The 21,459-nt window shown below is 50.3% G+C and carries 21 protein-coding genes; 15 read left to right on the top strand and 6 right to left on the bottom strand.

The window, feature by feature from the left end:
• Positions 1 to 2 precede the first annotated feature (2 nt).
• Genes ACLO87_RS12115 through mpl form a run of 3 tightly spaced genes read right to left on the bottom strand, consistent with a single transcriptional unit; the run spans position 3 to position 3,902 of the window.
• Positions 3 to 1,901 carry a ribonuclease catalytic domain-containing protein gene (locus tag ACLO87_RS12115; RefSeq protein ID WP_135864303.1) on the bottom strand — a complete coding sequence of 633 codons (1,899 nt, stop codon included), beginning with the start codon at positions 1,899 to 1,901 and terminating at the stop codon, positions 3 to 5.
• Positions 1,902 to 1,924: 23 nt separating this feature from the next.
• Positions 1,925 to 2,527: a YqiA/YcfP family alpha/beta fold hydrolase gene (locus tag ACLO87_RS12110; protein WP_430223839.1), complete on the bottom strand. Its 603-nt coding sequence runs from the start codon at positions 2,525 to 2,527 to the stop codon at positions 1,925 to 1,927.
• A gap of 10 nt (positions 2,528 to 2,537) precedes the next feature.
• Positions 2,538 to 3,902: a UDP-N-acetylmuramate:L-alanyl-gamma-D-glutamyl-meso-diaminopimelate ligase gene (mpl, locus tag ACLO87_RS12105; protein ID WP_135864300.1), complete on the bottom strand. Its 1,365-nt coding sequence runs from the start codon at positions 3,900 to 3,902 to the stop codon at positions 2,538 to 2,540.
• A gap of 92 nt (positions 3,903 to 3,994) precedes the next feature.
• Here mpl and ACLO87_RS12100 point away from each other — a divergent pair, with 92 nt between their 5' ends.
• The 8 genes from ACLO87_RS12100 to ACLO87_RS12065 all read left to right on the top strand — a co-directional run bounded on the left by ACLO87_RS12100 (position 3,995) and on the right by ACLO87_RS12065 (position 10,556).
• On the top strand, positions 3,995 to 4,495 hold the full coding sequence (locus tag ACLO87_RS12100) for a TlpA family protein disulfide reductase (protein ID WP_135864298.1): 501 nt from the start codon (positions 3,995 to 3,997) through the stop codon (positions 4,493 to 4,495).
• 94 nt (positions 4,496 to 4,589) lie between these two features.
• The gene (gene aroQ, locus ACLO87_RS12095; RefSeq protein WP_135864296.1) at positions 4,590 to 5,024 is read left to right on the top strand and encodes a type II 3-dehydroquinate dehydratase; all 435 of its coding nucleotides are present in this window, start codon (positions 4,590 to 4,592) and stop codon (positions 5,022 to 5,024) included.
• Between the two features lie 85 nt (positions 5,025 to 5,109).
• On the top strand, positions 5,110 to 5,565 hold the full coding sequence (accB, locus tag ACLO87_RS12090) for an acetyl-CoA carboxylase biotin carboxyl carrier protein (protein WP_135864294.1): 456 nt from the start codon (positions 5,110 to 5,112) through the stop codon (positions 5,563 to 5,565).
• A 4-nt stretch (positions 5,566 to 5,569) separates the two neighbouring features.
• Positions 5,570 to 6,916 (top strand): acetyl-CoA carboxylase biotin carboxylase subunit, encoded by a 1,347-nt coding sequence (accC, locus tag ACLO87_RS12085; protein ID WP_135864292.1) that lies wholly within the window; start codon positions 5,570 to 5,572, stop codon positions 6,914 to 6,916.
• 61 nt (positions 6,917 to 6,977) lie between these two features.
• Positions 6,978 to 7,898, top strand: coding sequence for a 50S ribosomal protein L11 methyltransferase (gene prmA / locus ACLO87_RS12080; RefSeq protein WP_135864289.1), 921 nt, complete (start codon positions 6,978 to 6,980; stop codon positions 7,896 to 7,898).
• A 16-nt stretch (positions 7,899 to 7,914) separates the two neighbouring features.
• Positions 7,915 to 9,054: a zinc-ribbon and DUF3426 domain-containing protein gene (locus ACLO87_RS12075; RefSeq protein ID WP_430223838.1), complete on the top strand. Its 1,140-nt coding sequence runs from the start codon at positions 7,915 to 7,917 to the stop codon at positions 9,052 to 9,054.
• Between the two features lie 4 nt (positions 9,055 to 9,058).
• Entirely contained in the window at positions 9,059 to 10,000 is a 942-nt protein-coding gene (locus ACLO87_RS12070) for a carbohydrate kinase family protein (protein ID WP_135864285.1), read from the top strand.
• Positions 10,001 to 10,049: 49 nt separating this feature from the next.
• A complete protein-coding gene (locus tag ACLO87_RS12065) occupies positions 10,050 to 10,556 on the top strand; it encodes an outer membrane lipoprotein (protein WP_135864283.1) in 507 nt (168 codons plus the stop codon).
• Positions 10,557 to 10,603: 47 nt separating this feature from the next.
• On the opposite strand, the gene ACLO87_RS12060 is transcribed toward ACLO87_RS12065, so the two are convergent.
• Positions 10,604 to 11,428 carry an IclR family transcriptional regulator gene (locus ACLO87_RS12060; RefSeq protein ID WP_430223837.1) on the bottom strand — a complete coding sequence of 275 codons (825 nt, stop codon included), beginning with the start codon at positions 11,426 to 11,428 and terminating at the stop codon, positions 10,604 to 10,606.
• Positions 11,429 to 11,677: 249 nt separating this feature from the next.
• Here ACLO87_RS12060 and ACLO87_RS12055 point away from each other — a divergent pair, with 249 nt between their 5' ends.
• The 5 genes from ACLO87_RS12055 (at position 11,678) to ACLO87_RS12035 (ending at position 17,966) form a co-directional block, all read left to right on the top strand.
• Entirely contained in the window at positions 11,678 to 12,457 is a 780-nt protein-coding gene (locus ACLO87_RS12055; protein WP_430223836.1) for an enoyl-CoA hydratase/isomerase family protein, read from the top strand.
• A 69-nt stretch (positions 12,458 to 12,526) separates the two neighbouring features.
• Positions 12,527 to 13,585 (top strand): ABC transporter substrate-binding protein, encoded by a 1,059-nt coding sequence (locus tag ACLO87_RS12050; protein ID WP_430223835.1) that lies wholly within the window; start codon positions 12,527 to 12,529, stop codon positions 13,583 to 13,585.
• Between the two features lie 11 nt (positions 13,586 to 13,596).
• Positions 13,597 to 14,655, top strand: coding sequence for an ABC transporter ATP-binding protein (locus tag ACLO87_RS12045; protein WP_430223834.1), 1,059 nt, complete (start codon positions 13,597 to 13,599; stop codon positions 14,653 to 14,655).
• Between the two features lie 9 nt (positions 14,656 to 14,664).
• Positions 14,665 to 16,431 (top strand): ABC transporter permease subunit, encoded by a 1,767-nt coding sequence (locus tag ACLO87_RS12040; protein ID WP_135863038.1) that lies wholly within the window; start codon positions 14,665 to 14,667, stop codon positions 16,429 to 16,431.
• Positions 16,428 to 17,966, top strand: a complete 1,539-nt coding sequence (locus tag ACLO87_RS12035; RefSeq protein WP_430223833.1) for a class I adenylate-forming enzyme family protein — start codon at positions 16,428 to 16,430, stop codon at positions 17,964 to 17,966. Before ACLO87_RS12040 ends, ACLO87_RS12035 begins: the two co-directional genes overlap by 4 nt.
• Before the next feature lie 72 nt (positions 17,967 to 18,038).
• Here the strand turns inward: ACLO87_RS12035 and ACLO87_RS12030 are convergent, their stop codons facing one another.
• Positions 18,039 to 18,614, bottom strand: a complete 576-nt coding sequence (locus ACLO87_RS12030) for a YggT family protein (RefSeq protein WP_135863041.1) — start codon at positions 18,612 to 18,614, stop codon at positions 18,039 to 18,041.
• A 97-nt stretch (positions 18,615 to 18,711) separates the two neighbouring features.
• Positions 18,712 to 18,861, bottom strand: a complete 150-nt coding sequence (locus ACLO87_RS12025) for a hypothetical protein (protein WP_168246827.1) — start codon at positions 18,859 to 18,861, stop codon at positions 18,712 to 18,714.
• A gap of 339 nt (positions 18,862 to 19,200) precedes the next feature.
• Here ACLO87_RS12025 and ACLO87_RS12020 point away from each other — a divergent pair, with 339 nt between their 5' ends.
• Positions 19,201 to 19,701, top strand: a complete 501-nt coding sequence (locus ACLO87_RS12020) for a hypothetical protein (protein ID WP_430223832.1) — start codon at positions 19,201 to 19,203, stop codon at positions 19,699 to 19,701.
• A gap of 213 nt (positions 19,702 to 19,914) precedes the next feature.
• Entirely contained in the window at positions 19,915 to 21,453 is a 1,539-nt protein-coding gene (locus ACLO87_RS12015) for a Re/Si-specific NAD(P)(+) transhydrogenase subunit alpha (RefSeq protein ID WP_430223831.1), read from the top strand.
• The last annotated feature ends 6 nt before the right edge of the window (positions 21,454 to 21,459 follow it).

Genomic DNA, 21,459 nt, shown 5'->3' with positions numbered 1-21,459 from the left:
GGTTAGGCGGCGGCCGGCGGATCCAGCACATCCAATAGACGGCAGGAAACGTCTAGCTGCAGCTCATCAATCTGACAAATCTCCAGGCGCAATTGCTGGCCACGCTCCAGTGTTCCCAAACCGCCAACTCGGGTGGTGAATGGGCAGTTGTTGAAGCGTACCAAGTCTTCTTTGATGAAGGTGGCTTCTACCTGATGAATGTCTTGCTGCTGTAACCAGCGCAACACCCAGTAGCGTTCAATAGTGTGCTGGAAGTCACCCCATGCGGTGTATTGGGAGTCAAACGCCCCAATGATGGCGTACAGATCAGCGTCTTTGGGTTTAAACGGAGCAACCAAGCGCGCGGATACGCCGTGTTGAGCGGCAGCCAGAATTTGCCATTGGTTGACCAAGTCTACGTAGCGACGCAGTGGCGATGTAGACCAAATATATTGGGGTACACCAATGCTTTCGTGTGGCGCGGCGTGGGTAGACATGCGAGTGCGCATGGCTTGTTGGGAACGATAAATACCCGGTAAGCCAAGTTGCACCAACAAACCACCCCACAAGCTATTTGCCATGATCATGTATTCCGCCGTTAATAACCCTAATGGGGCATTACGCACGCGAGGAATCAAATTAATAGGGCTATCGGGGTCATCAGGCGGGCCTTGCAGGTCGAAGGTGTATTCCACGCGATTATTGTTTTCGGGTTTGCCGCGTACTTCGTCACGTTTGGCCGATAGCTTGCGGGAAAATTGCCACAAGGGGCGCAGCCAGTCGCCATACGGCAGGTCTACGTCTGGGTTTTCTAGCGCTTCCAGTGTGACGTGTGGGTCTAGGTCGCTTTGTACCAGGTTTTCTTGTACAACAATTTTTTCTAGCTTGGTTTCGCTATGGAAAATTTCACCTGTGCTCAGGCTACCTTCTACATACAGCGACAGTGTGGGGCGTTCTGCACCTGCTTGCAAAGAGAAGCGCTCAACGAACTCGTGTGGCAGCATGGGGATTTTTTGCCCGGGCATGTACACCGTAGACATGCGCTTGCGTGCCATTTGGTCGAATTCGTTATCACGCAAAATAGCCAAACCGGGGGTGGCGATGTGCACGCCTATGCGTACACGGTCATCATCCAATTTGGTGACCGATAATGCGTCATCAATTTCGATGGTACCTGCATCATCCACGGAATAGGCTTTGGCATCCGTAAGTGGCAGGCCTTCCAAGAAATCACCCAGCGTGACGGGGGGCAATTCTATACCGCGCGGGAAGTGTTGGGAAAAGAAACGATAACGGTGCAATGCTAAGGCACTAGGCCATGCATCCAGTTTCAGCAGCAGTTTTTCTGCGCTAAGGCCAGATTGCGTAACGGCAGCATCAAAGGCTTTCCACTCTTGGGTGTTTTTATCAGGGCTGATCAGCAAGGACCCTGCTACCGCAGCAATTTCCGGTGGCAACTCGCCATTGAGCATGGCATCAGTCCATGCTTTTTGTTGAATTTCTTGTAGGCGTTTGCGTTCGATGGCTGCCAATGCAGCATTCAGAATCTCGGGTGGCGCGGGGCGGTAAAGGCCGCGACCTTTGCGGTGAAAATAAGCAGGTGCACTATGTAGCGCCAGAATCAGTGCGGTTTTTTCTATGGCGTTCGGCTCGTGGCCGAAGTAGTCAGCGGCAAACTCGGTAGCTTGAAACTCTTCTTGGGGAGCGCATTCCCACAAAAATTTGATATCCAAGGTTTGAGACAGTGTTTCTGCCTGCTCGAGCAGTGTGCTGGGTTCGGGCTGTTCAAACTCAAAAAAGACGGTGTTTTTTTTGATTTTGCTGCGTTTTCCGCTAGCAGACTCTACTTGCAGGGTGCTGTCTGCGTCGGAAAAGATTTTTTCAGCTTTGAACTTACCGCTGTCTTCAAAAAGGACGTACATAAATCGGGGTGTAACTTGGAAAACTAGGGGTGGGTAGTAGTGCGGAGTTTCTCGAGAATAAAGGCGAGAATGTCGTCCTCGTACTCTGCGAAATCAGAAATGCCGTGATCACTACCTTGTATGATTTTGCCTTGGCTACCAGCGTAATGGTCAGCCATTTCTTGCCAATCTAGAACCTCGTCGCCCGTGCAGGCTAATAGATAGTAGCGCTGCGGATCTTTAGGTGGTTGTTCGGCTAATGCTTCGAGTTCAGCGACGTATTGCTCTAGAAAATGAAACGGTTCGTCGCTATGAAATAAGGTGTGTGAACCTACGTGTTTTCGTAGGTCGCGCGCTGCATGTACTACTGGGTTCAATAATACAGCCGGAGCGCGATAGTGTTCAGCTAAATGTGCGGCGTAATACCCGCCAAGTGATGAACCCACCACAACCAGAGGCTGGTCTGGTGTGGTGGCGTGGTGCTGTGCAATGAGCTGGTGACACAGAGCAATGGTTTCCGCTGGGCTAGCCGGTAATTGCGGGCATACCCATGAATCTTCTAGCTCTAATGCTCGTAGTCGCTCCGCCAAGCGCTGCGCCTTGAACGAAGAGGGGGAAGAGCGGAACCCATGCAAATAAAGAATCATGATGTGTACGTTAGGCTGTAGTGGACAACGCGTTTAGTAGTTTTTGGTGTATGCCACCAAAACCGCCATTACTCATGACCACAATATGATCACCGGGCTGCGCCTGACGGACGATGGCCTGGATCATGGTATCTAAATCATGCCATACCGAGGCCTTATCACCCAGTGGGGACAGTACCGAGGCAGCATCCCAACCCAGCATGTGTTTACCTTGAGACTCGCCGTAGCAGAAACTAAGATCAGCTTCTTGTAACGCAGTAGGGAGTCTGGCTGCCATAGCGCCTAGCTTCATGGTGTTAGAACGCGGCTCAAGCACTGCCAGAATGCGGGCATTGCCTACTTTGGCGCGTACACCTTCTAACGTTAGAGCAATAGCGGTAGGATGGTGAGCAAAGTCGTCGTATACCTTGATACGGTTTACTTCACCACGCAACTCCATACGACGCTTTACGCCTTTAAAGTTAGACAGTGCTTCACATGCGGCTTCTGCAGAAACGCCTGCGCTTTGTGCCGCGGCAATCGCTGCTAGCGCGTTGAGTACGTTGTAGGAGCCAGTAAGCTCCCATTGGATACGACCACATAACTCTTGCTGATGGTAGATCAGCAAATCATCGCCATCTACTTCGGCATGCCATTCACCACCGTCACCAAAGCGAGTAACGGGTGTCCAGCAACCACGTTGCAACACATGATCTATATTAGTGTCTTGTGCCGGTGCAATGATTAGGCCTTCTGCTGGGATGGTACGTACCAAATGATGAAATTGGGTTTCGATGGCAGACAAATCAGGGAAAATGTCGGCATGATCGTATTCCAGATTATTCAAAATGGCTGTGCGTGGACGGTAATGCACGAACTTAGAACGCTTATCGAAGAAGGCCGTGTCGTATTCGTCGGCTTCAATCACGAAATAGCGTTGTTCAGGTTGATAGCGTGCTGATAGGCCCAGATCGGGGGCGACGCCTCCAATCAAGAAGTTAGGTTGCAAACCTGCGTGCTCTAGAATCCACGCCAACATAGAACTGGTAGTGGTCTTACCATGTGTGCCAGCTACCGCGAGTACATGTTGGTTGCGCAGTATGTGTTCACCTAGCCATTGAGGGCCAGAGACATAAGGTAATCCTTGGTTGAGGATGGCCTCCATCAGCGGGTTACCGCGTGACACTACGTTACCAACTATATATAGATCAGGGTTGAGTTGTGTCTGGCTAGCATCAAAACCTTCAATCAGTTCTATGCCTTGCTCTTCCAGTTGGGTACTCATGGGGGGATAAACGCCTGCATCACAACCAGTAACGGTCATGCCAGCAGAACGAGCGATCAGGGCTAAACCGCCCATGAATGTGCCGCAAATGCCTAAAATATGTACGTGCATGGGAAACCTCCGGCGTTCATTGTAGTCAGTTATGTATTGGCTTGGGTAGAGTGTGTACAGTAGTATTTAGGCAGTTCAAATTGAGTAGAAACATGGATAGACGCAATTTTATGAAAGCCTGTGCGGCAGCCGGGCTATATGGGTCAGCACTATCATCAGTGTGGGCCACTGATGTGACAGCAAGCGGTTTCTACCAGCAGTCGTTTACCTCGCTGGATGGCGAAAGTCGTGGCATGACAGATTATTTGGGTAAACCGCTATTGGTGAACTTCTGGGCGACATGGTGTCCACCCTGCGTGAAAGAGATGCCAGACCTTGATGCGTTGAGCAAAGAGTTTCCAGATGTGCGTTTTCTGGGAGTTGCCGTCGATACCACTGCAAATGTGAACAAGTTTCTGCTGAAAACTCCAGTCAGTTATGACATTTTGGTGGCAGGTCATCGTGGCATACAAATCATGCGCGATTTGGGTAACCGACAAGGTGGTTTGCCGTACACGATGCTGTTTGATGCTGAAGGTAGCGAGCAGCATCGCGTATTAGGACAAATTAGTAAGGCATCCTTAGCACTAGAATTGGCAAGTCTCGCCGGGTAGGCGTAGAATTGTGTGGATGCTATGATGCGGTATTTATAGACATTTAGCGCATTTTGGCGTAAAAAGTCGAACTGTCTCCACGAAAAGATAAAGCATGGCGCAAAACATTCTGGTTCTGCATGGGCCCAATCTGAATCTGCTCGGTATGCGTGAACCCGATATTTACGGGCGACAAACCCTGGCTGATATCAATACACATCTGCTGGATGTGGCTACTGGTATGGGGGCTCAATGCCATGTTTTTCAGAGCAATCACGAAGGTGCTCTGGTAGACCGCATTCAAGCGGCTGCTGGTGAACGCATCGATTACATCATCATTAATGCTGGTGCCTACACTCACACCAGTGTGGCGATTCGTGATGCTCTGGCTGCAGTATCCATTCCTTTCGTGGAGGTTCATCTTTCAAACGTATATCAGCGGGAAACTTTTCGCCATCACTCGTATCTGTCTGCGATGGCTAAAGGTGTTATTGTGGGGCTGGGTGCATATGGCTATGAAGCTGCATTGCGCTTTGCTTTGGCACAATAAGTTTCGCTAATGGATATGTCCGATTTGACCAATTTTTTCCGCATCGTATCAGCTTTGGCCTGAGGCGGTGTAGCAGGAAGCACGCATGGATCTTAGAAAACTCAAAACCCTGATTGACCTGGTAGCAGAATCCGATATTTCTGAGCTGGAAGTAACTGAAGGTGATGGCAAAGTACGCATCGTTAAAGCGTCTGCTGCTGCCCAACAAGTAGTGTACGCAGCACCTCAAGCTGTTGCTCCTGCTGCTGCACCAGCGGCTCCCGTTGCTGCCGCGCCTGTCGCAGAAGCTGCGCCTGCAGCACCTGCTGGCCACGTTGTGCCTGCTCCTATGGTTGGTACTTTCTACCGTGCTCCTAACCCAGGTGCAGCACCGTTTGTAGAAGTAGGTCAGTCCGTGAAAGAGGGTGATGCCCTGTGTATCATCGAAGCCATGAAACTGCTGAACGAAATCGAAGCAGACAAGAGCGGTGTGATTAAAGAAATTCTGATTGAAAACGGCGAGCCCGTTGAATTTGGTCAACCTTTGTTCGTGATCGGCTAAGTCCATGTTTGACAAGATCCTCATTGCCAACCGGGGCGAAATCGCCCTACGTATCCAGCGCGCATGTCGTGAAATGGGCATCAAAACGGTGGTGGTGCACTCGGATGTTGACCGTGAAGCCAAGTATGTACGATTGGCTGACGAGTCCGTGTGTATTGGTCCAGCGCAGGCTCGCGATAGCTACTTGAGCATGCCCGCCATCATTTCCGCTGCCGAAGTTACCGATGCTGAAGCCATTCACCCTGGCTACGGTTTCTTGGCTGAAAATGCCGACTTTGCCGAGCGTGTGGAAAAATCCGGGTTTGTCTTCATCGGTCCACGTCCTGAAACCATTCGCCTGATGGGCGATAAGGTGACTGCCAAGAAAACCATGATCGAAGCAGGTGTGCCGGTAGTACCGGGCTCTGCTGGCGCATTGCCGGATGACCCTCAAGAAATTATCCGTATCGCTCGTGATATTGGGTATCCCGTGATTGTTAAAGCCTCTGGTGGTGGCGGTGGCCGCGGTATGCGCGTGGTCTTCACCGAAGGCTCATTGCTGACAGCTGTCGCGACAACGCGTACTGAAGCTGCAGCAGCATTTAACAATCCCGAGGTATACATGGAAAAATACCTCGAGAACCCACGTCACATTGAAATTCAAGTGATGGCTGACGGCGGCCGTAATGCGGTTTGGCTGGGCGAGCGTGATTGCTCCATGCAGCGTCGTCACCAGAAAGTGATTGAAGAAGCACCTGCTCCAGGTATTGCACGCAAACTCATCGAACGCATTGGCGATCGCTGTGTAGAGGCATGTAAGAAACTGGGCTATCGCGGTGCAGGTACATTTGAGTTCTTGTACGAAAACGGTGAGTTCTACTTTATCGAGATGAACACCCGTATTCAGGTTGAACACACTGTGACAGAAATGATCACAGGCCTAGACTTGATTCAAGAACAAATCAAGATTGCTGCAGGCGAGAAATTCACTCTGCGTCAACGCGATATCGTGTTTGAAGGCCACTCTATCGAGTGCCGTATCAACGCTGAAGATCCATTCAAGTTCATTCCTAGCCCAGGGAAAATCACCAACTGGCACACACCAGGTGGCCCAGGCGTGCGTATGGATTCACACGTGTACTCTGGTTACACAGTTCCGCCTAATTATGACTCCATGATTGCGAAGCTGATTACCTACGGTGCAACACGTGAACAGGCTATTGCGCGTATGTCTATCGCGCTGTCTGAAATGGTGGTGGAAGGTATCAAAACCAATATTCCACTGCATCGCGAGCTGATGCAAGATGGTGCGTTCCGTGAAGGCGGGGCCAGCATCCACTATTTAGAGCAAAAACTTGCCCAACGCCCATAAGGCAAACGGTAAAATAAGAACAGGGGTTTAGTACCCCTGTTTTCTTTTGGTGGAATAAATTATGCGAGAACTGATACTGCATTGCAGCGAGCAACAGGCTGAGAGCTTGTCCGATGCCTTGCTGGAGCTGGGCGTGCTTTCAGTGTCGGTTGAAGATGCTGATGAGCACACCGATCAAGAAAAGCCCTTGTTTGGTGAACCAGGCCTAGAGCCTGAGGTATTGGCATGGCAACGTAACCGCGTGGTAGCGCTATTGCCAGAAGACGTAGAGCCCGAAGATATGGTGGCTCAGCTTCAAGAACATGTGGATATCTCTGTACCAGCTAATGCATGGTCGGTACGTGACGTTCCTGATAGCGATTGGGTACGTATTACTCAGGCGCAGTTCGGCCCCATCCGTGTGGGCGAGAAAGTATTGATTGTGCCCAGCTGGCACCGTGATGATCCTGACTTGGTTATGCCAGATCAAGGCGATGAAAGCGGTGTGCGTATAGAGTTGGATCCAGGTCTGGCTTTTGGTACGGGTAGCCATCCCACCACACACCTGTGTTTGCATTGGTTGTCTGACGCAAACCTAGTAGATCAGCGCGTACTGGATTACGGTTGCGGTTCAGGTATTTTGGCTATTGCTGCTAAAAAACTGGGTGCAAGCTCCGTAGACGCGGTGGATATAGACGAGCAAGCTGTTAGCTCCACTATCTACAATGCGGAAGTGAATCAGGTAACGGTGAATGCAAGCCTGCCTGATGCACTAGAAGATGGGCAGTATGATGTAGTAGTGGCCAATATTTTGTCTGGCCCGCTGAAAGTGATGGCTTCCATGCTGTGCGGGCGTGTACGTCCGGGCGGCTACTTGGCATTGTCCGGTATTTTGGATTGGCAAGCCGAAGACTTGATTAAAACCTATGGGCAGTGGATTCCCATGGAAGTATGGCAAGAGCGCGAAGGCTGGGTATGTTTGGCAGGTCGCCGACCCGCTTGATTAGGTAGTGATGGCTATGGAACTGGTTACGCTTTGTCCGCATTGTCAGACGCGTTTTACGGTAAACGTTGAGCAGTTGCAACGCCGTAAAGGGTATATACGTTGTCCTCAGTGCGCAGCCATCTTCGACGGTTTTGAACAGGTAGTTCCTGAAGGGCCACAACCACAAACGCCACGCTCCGTGACGCAAGCCGATGGCTTACAACAGTGGCAGCCTGAGCCTACTCCAGTTTCCGTTAGCAACACGCCTATAGTAGAAGCACCACAGCCGTCTGTTCCTGTAGAGGAAGAGACGGTTGAGTATGATGAGACAGACTACGTCGATGATCAGGATGATTACGACGATCAGGATGCTCAAGAAAGTTCAGAAGCGCAAGAAGCAGAACCAATCGTAGACAGCGTAGAGTGGATTTCTGCTCGCTACGAACCTCCTGCGGATGACGAGCCTCATCAACCTATTTATGAAGACCCTGACGATCATCATGAGGATGAAAATAGGTTCTTTGTGTCCCCACGAAATAGTGCAGCAGCAGCTACCCGTGAGCCGGCATGGCGCATAGGGGCAGAGCAAGACGACGAGTCGCCGGTGTTTATTGCCAGTGGCCGCGCACGCGACGAAGAGCGCCCCTATCACCGTTATGATGAGCCCCACGACTTACCACGTAGCTTTAGGCTAGCCAGGCTGTTCTGGGTGCTTGTGGCTCTGATACTCTTGGGTGTATTGGCGGTGCAAGCCTTGTATGTATTTCGTTTGCAGATTGCCAGTGCCGTACCGATGACGCGTCCTGTATTGGAAGCATTGTGCGAAAAATTAGGGTGCACCGTACCGTACGTACGCAATATTGCTGATATCAAAGTAGTTTCGTCGGCGCTGCAGGTGCAGCAGGCCGGTTCGGGCAACAGTGTGAAGCAATATCAGCTACGTGTACGCCTACGTAATGCTGATGATCAAGCCCAAGAATGGCCAAGTTTGGTGGTGACGTTTACTGATGTGGCGGCAGCTGTGGTGGCGCGCGTGGAAGTATTACCCAAACAGTATCTGACTGCTCAACAGCTAGAACAGCCTTTTGCTGCGCAGTCGGAAATTGAGTTTGTGTTGCCGGTGCAATCAGCAACACGCATCAATGGTTATAAAATCGATAAATATTTTAGGTAGGCTTATGTCTGAGCGAATTCTGGTATGTGGGTCGTTGGCTTTTGATACCATCACGGTATTTGAAGGGCACTTTAAAGATCACATTCTGCCTGATAGTGTGAAATCACTGAGTGTGTCTTTCCTGGTTCCTAGCATGCGTAAAGAATACGGCGGTTGTGCAGGGAATATTTCCTATAACCTGAACTTGCTGGGCGCTCAGGCAGTACCAGTGGGCACTATTGGTATAGATGCCCAAGACTACCTGCAATATCTGAATAATTTGGGTATTGATACCAGCATGATTCAAATGCGCCCAGAGACGTTCTCGGCACAGTGTCATATCACTACCGATTTGGATGGCAACCAGATTGCAGCCTTCCACCCCGGTGCGATGCAGTACTCTAGCGAAAACGACTTGTCTGGCCAAGAGGCTGGCTGGGCTATTGTGGCACCAGATTCCAAAGAAGGTATGTTTGCCAATGCAGAGCGTTTGCATCGTCAAGGCACACCATTTATTTTTGACTTGGGCCAAGCAATGCCTTTGTTTGATGGTGCAGACCTGCAGCGCATGATCAGCATGTCCAGTATTCTGACCGCAAATGACTACGAAGCTGAAGTTATTGAGCAACGTACGCAGCGCTCTATTGCTGACATCGCCAAGGGGTTACAAGCAGTAATCATTACGCGTGGTGCCGAAGGTGCTAGCCTGTATACTGACGGGCAGGAAATAGCCATTGCTCCTATCGTTGTGAGCGATTTGGCTGATCCTACAGGATGTGGTGATGCGCATCGCGGCGGTTTGCTTTACGGCTTAGCAAAAGGTTGGAGTCTTTACGATTCTTGTTGCTTGGGTAACGTGATGGGTGGGATTAAAATTGCATCCCAAGGTCCTCAGAATCATCAGCCTTCGCGTGTAGAGATCAGTGCATTGCTGAAGCAACATTACGATCTGGATGTGAAATTCTAAGGCGTAGCGCCTTAAGGGCATCGTTCCCGTATTTAATAATGGAGTACCTATGATTAGTCTAGCAACAAAACAAGGCGCAGCACGACGTTTTGCTGCGGTTGCCTTGGCCGTATCTCCTTTGGTGTTTTTGGCTGGTTGTGCCAATAAATCCGCATCCAGCAATGTGTATACCTATGGGCAAGCCCAACGCGAACAAATTGTGCGTATGGGTACGGTGATTTCTAGCCGTCCTATCATCATTCAAGACGAAAATAGCTCTGGCGTAGGTATGGGGGCTGGTGCTGCGATTGGTGGCGTTGCTGCGAGCACGATAGGTGGTGGCCGTGGCCAAACGTTGGCAACTATTGGTGGTGCGCTATTGGGCGGCTTGTTGGGTAATGCCATTGAAAACCGCGTAGGTAAAACCGATGGTTTGGAAATTACCGTACGTTTGGATAACGGTGAAACTCGCGTTATCGCCCAAGAGGCAGATATCCAGTTTGTACCTGGTCAACGTGTACAGTTGCTAAGCGGCACAGGTCCAACTCGTGTGGTACCTGCTCCTGCACAGTACTAATACGGCAGCAGTCACAAAAAACGGGACACTACATAGTGTCCCGTTTTTTATTCTCTACTGGAAATAGCGCGTCCAGCTTCTATCAGTAACGAGGCGATGCGCAGCTCGTCGTCTGGACCTTTCCAGCGCGATAGTGACACAGCGATATTGATCGCACCTACAGGCCTATTGTCGGAATTCACAATCGCCACAGCGGTGGAAATATCCCCCAGATACAGCTCATTTTCTGCATGCGCATACCCCTTCATGCGTATGTCGGCTAAGCGTTTCAGGATGCTAGGCTTGTCGTAGATGGTGTGCTGTGTATAGGGCACCAGCTCAGACGCATCCAAAATAGCTTCCGCTTCAGCGGTAGGTAGAGCGGCCAGCATGGCCAACCCTGAAGACGTACAGTAAGCCGGTAGGCGCGTACCTACGATCACCTCAGGTGTCAGTACGTGACGGCTCACAATACGCTGCAAATACACAATTTCAGTGTTATCTAGCGTGGAAAAGTTGACGGTTTCTTCTGTCTCTATGGCCAGTTGCTGCAAAAACGGTGTGGCACGACTTACTGAGTCATTAGAAGAAATGTACTGATGCGACAGATCCAGCATACGAGGCGACAGCTCATAGAGCTTGGATTCCTCATCTTTCGTCAAAAAGCCTAAATGCTGCAGCGTAAACGTAAAGCGCTGCGTAGCACTGATGTCCAGCTTGGATAGCTGAGCAATCTGCGATAACGACAGTTTGCGATGTTTATGGTTGAACACTGCCAGTACACGAAATGCTTTCTCTACTGAGTTCACGAACAGTGACGACTCGGTAGGGGCTTTGACGGCACGACGACGTTTTGGGGACTGAGCAGCAGTTTGGGAAGAGTTCACAGTCATGTTTTAGTGTTTGTAAATGTTTATCGCATAACAATAACATGCGGTTTTTCTGTTTTCAACGGAAACCAAAGTCTATGTGCTTATGTGCTTGTTATAGAAGAAATTTTATGTGTTGTTGATGTTTTTCCTTTTATGCATCAGGGAAAGAATATGTCTTTGTTAATGGATTTCCCTAGTTTTTTTACTTTTGCTAAGAAAATATCATTGTTTTCACTAATAATTAATCGCTATGCAATAAAAGGTTATTTTATGAGCAATAAGTTTATCGAGACAGAAAAAGTTGGCAATGTTGCAGTGATCCGTTTGAACCGACCAGAGAAGCTAAACGCATGGCATGGCGCGATGCGCGAAGAAATTATGCAGGCGCTAAAAACCTTTGATCACGATGACAGTGTTCGCGCATTGATCATGACGGGTGCAGGCAATCGTGCTTTTAGCGCGGGCCAAGATTTGGAAGAAGCGCAAAACTTTGACGTCAGTGATTCAGGGGTATGGATTCAGTCTTGGGAACGTTTTTACGATGTGCTGCGTAATCTGCAAAAACCATTAGTGATGGCGTTGAACGGTACCGCAGCAGGTTCAGCCTTCCAAGTCACCTTATTGGGTGATGTACGTGTTGCACACGCGGGCGTGAAAATGGGCCAGCCTGAAATTAACTCCGGTATTGCGAGCGTGACCGGGCCGTGGATCATGAATTTGATGTTGGGCATGTCTAGAACCATTGAGCTCACCTTGACTGGCCGCATGATGGAAGCCGATGAAAGCCATCGTATTGGTTTGATTCACCACTTGGTTGCCGAAGACCAAGTGTTTGCTAAAGCGATGGAAGTAGCCCAAGAGTTGGGCGCTAAGCCGCCTGTTGCGATGCGCTTGAACAAGCAGCGCTTTAGAGAAATGTCTGCAGCCAGTTTTGCAGAAACAATGGATGCCGCCACACGCCTACATGCCGAATCGTATGCCAGTGGTGAACCTGTACGCATGATGGAAGAGTTCTTCAAAGTGCGTAGAGATCGTAAAGCCACACACTAGTCTACATACCTAAAAATCAGTTGTGGCTGTGCTGTGAAGAACCACTAAACGAGTGCACTGGAGAGAGACATGGATACACCTAAAAGTATGATGCGCCGCCGAATATTACAAGCCACAGGCGGTTTGGCATTGGCGGGGACTAGCTTAGGCGCGTGGGCCAAAGACCAAAAACTTATCGTTGCTGACCCTGGTGGTCCGTACTCTGCAGCGTACCGTAAAGCCTTTTACGATCCGTTTGAAAAAGAAACGGGTATACGTGTAGTGAACGTGGCGCGTGAGGCGCAGCCAGTGGCCCAAATTAACGCCATCGTGCAGACCAAAAACTATATTTGGGATGTGACCACACTCACCTTGTCGGCAGACATTCCATATTTGGAATCGCAGAATTTGCTGGAGCCTTTGGACTTTACGTTAGCCGACGTGCCGGGGTTGATTCCAGAGGCGCTAACGTCTACATGGATGGGTGTGGACATTTACTCCACGGTATTGGCCTATAGAACCGACAAGTACGGTGAGCAAGGCCCACAGACATGGGCTGATTTCTGGAACGTAGAGAAGTTTCCAGGGCGTCGCTCGCTGCGTCGTAATCCGCTTGATACCTTAGAGCAAGCGCTCATGGCGGATGGCGTACCGATGGATCAACTCTATCCACTGGATGTAGACCGTGCTTTCCGTAGCCTAGATAAGATCAAACCGCATATCGCTATTTGGTGGACATCTGGCGCACAAGCTATGCAAGCCATCCAAAACGGTGATGTAGACATGATTTCTACATGGAATGGCAGAGCTCAAGCAGCTATAGATAATGAGGCACCGGTCAAAATCGTGTGGAATGAAGGGTTGTACTCCATTGAAGGGTGGGGGATTCCTCGTGGCACACCACGCGCTGACATTGCCAAACAGTTTGTGCGTTTTTGTGCCGACAAACAGCGCCAAGCCTTGTTCACCGATGAGCTGGCATATGGGCCTACCAACCAAGAAGCGTTTGAGTTTATTTCTCCAGAACGGGCAGAAATCCTTCCTAGCGCACCACAGAACTTTACAAACATGGCATTGCCAAGTCCTGAGTGGTGGGCCGCGAACCGTCAAGAAGTGACGGAGCGCTTTAACAACTGGATTATTTCTTAAGAGTCTCTGGTATGTACAAGTTGGAAACTAAAGGTCTCGCTAAACGTTATGGCGAGACGGACGCTCTGTTGCCTACAGATTTGCAAGTGAAGGCGGGTGAGTTCCTGACCTTGCTAGGGCCATCAGGCTCGGGTAAGACCACGTTGTTGATGATGATTGCCGGTTTGGTAGACCCTAGCGGTGGCCAGCTACTGATTGATGGGAAAGATGCCACCCATGCCGCGGCAGGTCAGCGCGGCATAGGGATGGTGTTCCAAAGCTATGCCTTATTTCCGCATATGAATGTGTGGGACAACGTTGCCTATGGTTTGCGTATGCGACAAGTCAAAGGCGCAGCGTTGAACTCTGCCGTAGAGGATGCATTGGCAATGGTCAAGATGAGCGACTACGCCAAACGCTTGCCTAAAGAGTTATCGGGTGGGCAGCAGCAACGGGTAGCGCTGGCGCGATGCTTTGCTTACCGTCCATCCGTGGTGCTGCTGGATGAGCCTCTGGGTGCATTGGATAAAAAACTGCGGGAACACATGCAGTTGGAAATCCGCCGTTTACACGATGATTTAGGTGCCACCTTTATTTATGTGACCCATGATCAAGACGAAGCGTTGACCATGAGTGATCGTGTGTGCTTGATGAATCAAGCTCGTATTGAGCAACTGGGTACACCACAAGAGCTGTACGACCGCCCTTGTTCTCGTTTCGCTGCCGACTTTATTGGGCAGTCCAACCTACTAGATGGGCGTATGACAGCCACGCAAAGCTTTGCAGCGGGTGCATACAACCTGTCAGTAGAGTCGGCCTATGTGCCGACGAACCACCACCACGAGGCGTCTACGTTACTGGTACGTCCAGAAATGGCTGAGCTAGTCACACCTGCAGACGGTTTCGTGCAGGGCACAGTAGCAGAAATGGTGTTTCTGGGTTCAGAGATACGCGCACGCGTGAAGCTGGATGGGATGGCAGACTCTGACGAGTTGTTCAGTGTTCGTTGCCATAGACGTCATGCCGCAAGTTTGGGTGACAAGGTGGGCATTCGTTGGGATGTGGCCTCTACCAGTGTGCTGATGCAGTAGGAGCAAGTCATGAACAATAGGGCTGCGACGCTCTCGTTAAGTGAGCCTAGACCATCCAAACTGCGAAAAAACTTACGGGTATGGCTACCAGCCTTGCCCGCCATCGTTTTTTTGGGTGTCTTTTTTCTATTACCGGTACTGCAAATTCTGCAGGGCGGATTTATGTCAGCCGAGGACGAGTTCAGCGTTAAGCAGTTTGCACGACTGTTTGAAACGCCGGTATACGTCAAAGTGCTGTGGACAACCTTTGGTATTTCCGTCTTAACCGCTGTGTTCTCAGTGGTGTTTGGTTATCCCATTGCGCTGCTACTGAGTAGCTTCAATGAGCGCCGCAGGAACCGCTGGTTGCTGTGGATTATGCTGCCGTTTTGGACCAGTTATCTGGTGAAAACCTACGCATGGATGCTGCTGATGTCACGTAGTGGGGTATTGACCAGCGTGGCCGAAGCCTTGGGGTTAATTGATGGCAGTGCGTCATTGATGCCTTCGTTGTCAGGCGTGCTAGTGGGTATGGTGCATGCCATGTTGCCCTTAGCCGTGTTGACCATGCTACCTATTATGCAAGGTATTAGTAGGCAGTTAGGCCAAGCCGCTGAAACCTTGGGCGCCGGTAGGGCAACGGGTTTTCTGACCATCTTCTTGCCGCTTTCTATGCCCGGTGTGGCTGCTGCCGGGCTGTTGGTATTCATTACGAGCTTGGGCTTCTTTATTGTGCCTGCTTTGCTGGGTACGCCACGCGAAACCATGATTGCCCAGTTGGTGATTTCTTCCGTACTGGAGCTGTTTGACCTGAAGTTTGCTGGGGCGTTATCAACGGTGCTGCTGTTGTGCTCCATTGTGGTGTTCTACGTGTATGACCGCATGGTGGGGTTGACGTCCTTAGCAGGTGCCGAGGCTAAACGCAGTAGTAAGTCTGGCTCTGGAATGATGCTGAAACTGTTGCTGTTTATAGGTCAACGGTTGGATAGATTCTTGCCGCTCGCCTCGCCAGCCTCGTCTTCGTCGAATCGCGCACTTAGTGGTTATACCTGGCTGATTCTGCTGTTTTTAGTGCTGCCCGTCATTATCGTGGTGCCCATTGCGTTTACGAAGAATGCTGTCGTGGCGTTCCCGCCTGAGCTATTTAGCCTGCGCTGGTTTAAAGAGTTCTTTAACTCTTCTGTGTGGCAAGCTGCGGTGATTCGTTCTTTTGGTATAGGGCTGACGACGGCATTTCTGGCGGTGGTGTTGGGTTTTGGGGCTACCTTTGCCTTGACTAAATTGCCTTCCAAGTGGACCAAGCTGCTGTTTGGGGTGTTTGTTGCACCGTTAATCGTGCCACGTATTGTGATTGCTATCGGGTTGCTGTACTTGTTTGCCAGCACAGGCTTAGTGGGCACGGATCTGGGGATGGTGATTGGCCATACGGTATTGGCGCTGCCTTATGCCGTGGTCACGTTATCGGCAGGGTTACGACTGTTTGATTGGCGCTTGGATGATGCTGCTCGTATTTTGGGTGCATCTGTAATGGCGCGTCTACGTACGGTGATCTTGCCCTTATTGGCCGGCAGTTTAGCGTCAGCGTTTTTGTTTGCGTTCATCGTGTCTTTTGATGACCTGACCATCGCTATTTTTGTGAGCGGCGGTATCAACACCACATTGCCTAAACAAATGTGGGATGACATCCAGTTGGCGGTAACGCCTACGTTGGCAGCAGTATCGACGGTATTGCTGATTGTGGTGACCGCAGTGATTTCAATTTCTTCCTATTTCAAAAACAGGCGTAGTGGACTATGAACGGTTTTGAGCAGTATTTTGCAAAACGTATAGAAGATGATCAATGGGATGTGGTGCCGCTTTTATACCGAGGGCTGACGCAAACCGCTGAACAAGATGTGATTGAGTTTGAGTCTGTGCCGCTTTCTAGAAAACAGTTGGGGCAACAGGTAGCGGGATTCCAGCAATGGTTGGCGGCGCGTGGCATCAAAAAAGGGGATAGCGTTGCGGTCATGCTGAGCAACACAGCCGAGCATATAGCGTTGCTGTATGCACTGATGTTGTCTGGGGTGATTTGGATTCCCGTGAATACCAAAGTGAAGGGGCCAGGCGTGCGCTACATCGTAGAGCACGCCGTGCCATCCTTAATTATTGCGGAAGCTGAGTTTGCCGAGGTGCTGGCCGATGCCGGAGTCAGTGCAGAGAACTGGGTAGAACTGCAGCAGATACAGATAGCGAGTGATGCGGTGTTGCAGAACCCTGCTATAGCGCCATCGGACACCTTATGCATCATCTACACATCGGGAACCACCGGTGCGCCTAAAGGTGTGGTGTTCACCCATAGAATGATGCGCGTAGCCAGTGAAGCGGCTATTCAAGTTGCAGGTGTTAAAGAAGGTGCACGCTTGTTTTTGTGGGAGCCCTTATGTCACATCGGGGGCGCACAGATGTTGTTGGTGCCGTTCTTAGAGCGTGTTTGCCTGCTGATTGTGAAGCGTTTTTCAGCCAGTCGTTTTTGGTCGCAATGGCAAGCAGCCAGAGCCACCCATTTACATTATCTGGGCGGCATTCTGGATATTCTGGTGCGCTTGCCGCAAGACGAAGTACCAGAAGGCGCGAGCATTCAAACGGCATGGGGAGCTGGCGTTTCAAAAAATGCCTGGCAAAGCGTGCAGGAGCAGTTAGGCTGCGAGCTACGCGAATGCTATGGCATGACCGAATGCTCCAGTTTTGCCACCTTTAATGCATCTGGAAAGCCAGGTTCTATAGGTACGGCGTTGCCGTGGATTCAGGTAGAACTACTGAATGACGAAGGTCTAGAAGTAGGTGAAGGTGAAATAGGCCAGATGGTGCTGTCCAGCCCGCTAGAGGGTGTGTTTTTACCAGCGTATTTGCATAATCCAGAAGCTACACAAAAAGCATTAATACAGGGCAAGCTCTACACCGGTGATGCAGCGTGGCGTGATGGGGATGGTGATCTGTTTTTCGTAGGTAGAAAAACCGATAGCATGCGCGTACGTGGTGAGAACGTTTCGGCATGGGAAATTGAGCGAGTGTTCGCTGAGCATGATGCAGTAGAAGCCTCTGCAGCGGTAGGGGTGGCTAGCGAAATTGGCGAACAAGAAATCATGTTGTATGTGAAGTTCAGGCCCAACAGCGCGGTGGAGTGGGGCACGCTAATAGAGTGGGCAACCAACAAGCTGGCGTCGTATCAAATGCCGCGTTTTTACCGTGCTGTAGATCGTTTCGAGCTAACACCTAGTGAACGTATCAAAAAGCACTGTTTGGATAAAAACAGTGCTTTGGCATGGGATAGGCACGCGGCAGTAGCATGACGACATTAATCTAGGCATCAAAAAGCCCGCAGAAGCGGGCTTTTTGATGAGACGTTACAGCGGGCTAAGCACTTAGAATGCGCCAGCGAAAACACCTAGTTTTAGTCTGCCCAAAATAAAGATGCAGATCTGGGCCAGTACCAGCAGTGCCAATGGCGAGAAGTCAAAAGCACCAGTGCGTGGCAACAGTCTACGTATTGGGTTCAGCAACGGTGCTGTCAGCGTATTGAGTATAGGCATGACAGGCGCCATTGGGTTGATCCAAGACAGCAGAGCTTGAATCAATGTGACCCACAGCACCATGTTGGCAATCCAGCCAGCCACCGTGAACACGGCAGACAATAAGGCGCGTAGCCAGAAGTCTCCCGGTACAAACAAACCTGCATCGGTGAGCAGCAGCAAGGTCAAGGCGACGTGTACGTAGGCCACAATATAGGCGGCTGCCAGACTTGGCCAGTCTACGTATTGTTGATTGGGGATGAATCGGTGTAAGGGAAGTACCGCCCAATCAGTCACTTTGAAAATGGCTTGGGAATAAGGGTTAAAGGGGTGCAAGCGTATGGCATACAACCATGCACGAAGCACAAAAGCTATGCCCAGCAAGCTGAGGGCAATATTCGCAATAAAGTACAAAATATCAGTGAACATGGCAGAGAGCGAAGAAAAAGCAGAAAGGGTAGATCCAGAAGGTCAAAAAACACGGGCCAGTCGTGATGTGCTGGCCCAGATGTTTTGTGGTCTTACCTTATGGGCGGTTACCAGTAGGAAACGGCCAAGAACCTGCTGGGTTCACATCACGCTTTGCAGCGGGTGCTTTTGCGGCAGATTTGGCAGGTTTTTTGGTAGCCGCTGCTTTGCTAGCGGTGGTACTGCTGGCTTTTTTTGCTGTGGCCATAGTGTGGCTACTCCTTGCGTGTAAGTCATAGGCAGTGGCGTGGTGGCAAATGCCAGCACACTGGCTATAGAGATTCAATCATGCCTATTTTACAGGCATGAGTCTGCTTTCTAGTGTCCTATTTTAGCCCTCTCTGTGGTTAATGTTTTAGCTACCTACAGAGAAATACCCAAGGCCTCTCTAGGGTAACAAAATGTAGGTGCCCACAGTGTGTAGAGAAATTCCCATAGAGGGCAGGCAAAGCCTATTAGCTGAGGTAGAATATTTTGCTAGGACACAGAGATAGTGCTCTGTTCAACACAGTATTCGCAAAGGTGAATTATGCGTGCGGGCGCACAGATGAAGCGAAAAGGGATGAATTACCTAGCAGGTTTAGCAACACTGGTTTTGGCCGGTTGTGTGACTATGCCTACTGAAACACCAACGACTCAACCTACTACGCCAGTGGAAACGCGTCCTGTCGCGTGTACACCAGCGAGCCCTGAAGATCCTGTGATCGGGAACTGGTTGAGCAAGCGTAACGAAAAAGGTATTCAAGGCGAGCTACGCACCTTGGTGACGTTGCAGGCGAATGGCCAAATGCTGTACACCGAGCAAGTGAAACGCCCACGCCAACCGTCTCAAGGCTTGTCCGAAGCCGGATGTTGGGTGCGTGATGGCCAAGCTTTAGTGCTGCAAACCTTGGAATCCAATGGTTTGGCGGTTGAGCCAGATGATCCGTTGTTCACGAATCGATTTATCATCGAACGTCAGCAAGGTAAGCGATTGGTGGTGCGTTCTCAAACTGGTACACGCTACAGCCTAGAGCAAGTGTCTCCCGGATACCGATTGCCGTTCTAAGTCAGTCAATAAGCTATTTTCATCAAACCCCTGTTAGCCTACGGTTAACAGGGGTTTTTCTTGGTCATTACACAACACTTTAGTTGTAGATATGTGCTGTTATAGGGGTGATGTTCGTATCGCGCAGCAAAAGACTTTATCGCACACAAAAAATCGTTAATTATTTTAATAGCCTAATCAATAGGTATAGCTCACCGCATAAGGATGATAACGATGAGAATAGGGATACCCAGGGAGACAATACCCGGTGAAACACGAGTGGCCGCTACACCTAAAAGTGTGGAGCAGCTACTGAAACTGGGTTTTGATGTGGTGATAGAAACTGGCGCAGGAAAAGCCTCCAGTTTTGACGATGCGCTGTACAGCGCTACTGGCGCAACGGTAGCGGATGCAAGCAGCGTATGGGAATGCGAATTGATTTATAAGGTCAATGCGCCTACTTCCCACGAAATACAGCTTATACAACCCGGCACCATGTTGGTGTGCTTTATTTGGCCCGCCCAAAACCCCGAGTTATTGCAGAGCATGCAAGAAAAACAAGTTACGGTGTTGGCCATGGATATGGTGCCGCGTATTTCTCGCGCACAAGCGATGGACGCGTTGTCTTCCATGGCGAATATCAGTGGCTACCGAGCAGTAGTAGAAGCTGCCAGTGCATTTGGGCGCTTTTTTACAGGCCAAATTACCGCTGCTGGAAAAATGCCTCCCGCCGAGGTCTTGGTGATTGGCGCAGGCGTAGCGGGCTTAGCTGCCATAGGTGCTGCACGCCAGCTAGGTGCGATAGTGAAAGCTTTCGATACGCGTTTAGAAGTGGCGGAGCAAATTACTTCCATGGGTGGCCAGTTCTTGAAACTGGATATTCCTGTAGAAAATACGGGTAGTGGTGATGGTTACGCCAAAACCATGAGTGATGAATTTATCGCTGCCGAGATGAAGCTGTTTGCCGAGCAGGCGAAGCAGGTAGATATCATCATCACGACAGCAGCGATTCCAGGTAAGCCAGCCCCTAAACTGATTACTCGCGAGATGGTAGACAGCATGAAAGCGGGTTCGGTGATCGTGGATTTGGCCGCGTTAACGGGTGGTAACTGCGAATACACTGTGCCAGGCGAAGCCATTACTACAGCCAATGGCGTGACCGTGATTGGTTATACCGATTTGGCCAATCGTTTGGCAGGCCAAGCCTCGCAGTTGTACTCCACTAACCTAGTGAACTTGGCTAAGTTGTTGGCCCCCGCTAAAGATGGTGTGGCGGTGCTGAACCAAGAGGATGTAGTGCTGCGCAATATGCTGGTCTGTCACCAAGGCGAGTTGCTGTATCCGCCGCCACCTATTCAAGTGTCGGCAGCACCTACGCAAGCTAAAGTCGCTAAACCGACAGAGACCGTTGCTGCACCACCTATGGCGCTGTGGAAGAAGTTACTGGCTGTGGGCGTAGGTGGGCTGTGCTTCCTATGGTTGGGCGCGAATGCACCCGCCGCATTTTTGAATCACCTGATTGTGTTTGTGCTGTCGTGCGTGGTGGGCTATTACGTAGTCTGGAATGTCACGCACTCTCTGCATACGCCATTAATGTCAGTGACCAATGCGATCTCCGGCATTATTGTGGTGGGCGCTTTATTGCAGATAGGCCAAGGCAATGGTTGGGTGTCGTTTCTTGCTTTTATTGCCATCTTGATTGCTAGCATCAATATTTTCGGCGGTTTTTTTGTGACCCACCGCATGCTCAAGATGTTCCGTAAAGACAAATAAAAGGAA

The organism is Paenalcaligenes sp. Me52, assembly GCF_050487965.1.
Taxonomy (GTDB): Bacteria; Pseudomonadota; Gammaproteobacteria; order Burkholderiales; family Burkholderiaceae_B; genus Paenalcaligenes.
Note: the sequence above shows the minus strand (reverse complement) of the source record. Positions and strands in the feature narration are given on the sequence as shown.